Origin of the sequence: Flavobacterium sp. FPG59, assembly GCF_002150205.1 — a bacterium.
Taxonomy (GTDB): Bacteria; Bacteroidota; Bacteroidia; order Flavobacteriales; family Flavobacteriaceae; genus Flavobacterium.
In genome coordinates this window covers 1-1,416 of the sequence record NZ_MTCA01000369.1, presented here as the reverse complement: position 1 = coordinate 1,416, position 1,416 = coordinate 1, and the positions used below count along the sequence as shown (strand labels likewise).

The following is a 1,416-nucleotide window of genomic DNA, read 5'->3' as shown; positions in this document are numbered from 1 at the left end:
CCGAAAACCCAATCCAATTAGTGTTTTATAAAAATTAGTAATCAAACTCAGCGGACTAGTTTTGGTTAGACTTACATGCAAACATTATAATTCAATTAACACCTCAAAATATAGCCTCATCCTCTTAATGCCTAATTTTGTACTACAAATAAAATTTTTATGAAAAACGCTATTCCTATATCTTTATTAGAATTGGCTTTAATTACAGAAAACAGCAATGCCAGTGAGACCATGCAAAAAACCAAAGAGTTGGCGCAACAGGCAGATCATTTGGGATACAATCGGTTTTGGTTGGCAGAGCATCATAATATGGCTCACGTGGCCAGTACGGCAACGGTGGTTTTGATTGGTTATATTGCCAGTCAAACTCAAAATATTCGGGTAGGATCAGGCGGGATCATGTTGCCTAATCATTCGCCATTGATCATTGCGGAACAGTTTGGCACCTTGGCTACTTTGTACCCTAACCGAATTGATTTAGGTCTCGGAAGAGCGCCAGGAACTGATGCGTTGACTGCACAAGCCATTCGAAAAGATTTTTTTGAAGAAGCCCAACAATTTCCCAAGAATGTATCCAAATTGCAAAAATATTTCTCTGAAGCCAATGCTACAGAAAAAGTGAGAGCTTTTCCGGCCGAAGGGATGAATGTGCCCATTTGGATTTTAGGTTCGAGTATGGATAGTGCAAAATTGGCAGCTAAATATGGCTTGCCGTATGCTTTCGCAGGGCATTTTGCACCCAGACAAATGCTACAGGCATTTGAATTTTACAGAGAAAATTTTCAACCTTCAACCTTTTTGAGCGAACCTAAAACAATGGCTTGCGTGAATATCATAGCAGCCGACTCTGATGAAGAAGTACAATTTTTATCGACTAGTTTGTATCAAATGTTTTTGAATTTAATACGAAACGATAGAAAAGGTTTGCAGCCTCCCGTAGCATCTCTTAAAGAAATGATGAATGAGGAAGAACGCTTTCATGTGAATCAAATGACTGCTTGCACCTTTACAGGCAGTAAAGAGAAACTGACTAAAGATTTAAAAGAATTTATTCAATATACTCGCATAAATGAATTGATGATTACCAGTCCCATTTTTGAACATCAAGATAAATTAAAAAGTTTACAGATTTCTAAATCGGTAATGGATTCGATTAATGAATAATGGATAGGGTAGTTGCCAATAAAAAAACGCTGTAAAATTTTAGTTTTACAGCGCTTAGCTTTTAATTCCGCGGAGAAAGAGGGATTCGAACCCCCGGACCTGTTACAGTCAACAGTTTTCAAGACTGCCGCATTCGACCGCTCTGCCATTTCTCCAGTAAGTCGCTATCATTTTTTGATAGCGAGTGCAAATATAATAAGTTTTTTCGAATCTGCAACATTATTTTATGATTTTACTAAAAAAAAAATGTTA

At 37.2% G+C, this 1,416-nt stretch carries 1 protein-coding gene and 1 tRNA gene; one reads left to right on the top strand and one right to left on the bottom strand.

What is annotated here, in order from left to right; translation table 11 throughout:
• Positions 1-159: 159 nt before the first annotated feature.
• Positions 160-1,164: an LLM class flavin-dependent oxidoreductase gene (locus FPG59_RS16035; protein ID WP_086455527.1), complete on the top strand. Its 1,005-nt coding sequence runs from the start codon at positions 160-162 to the stop codon at positions 1,162-1,164.
• A gap of 70 nt (positions 1,165-1,234) precedes the next feature.
• Here FPG59_RS16035 and FPG59_RS16030 read toward each other — a convergent pair.
• Positions 1,235-1,319: transfer RNA gene (locus FPG59_RS16030), tRNA-Ser, on the bottom strand.
• Positions 1,320-1,416: the final 97 nt, after the last annotated feature.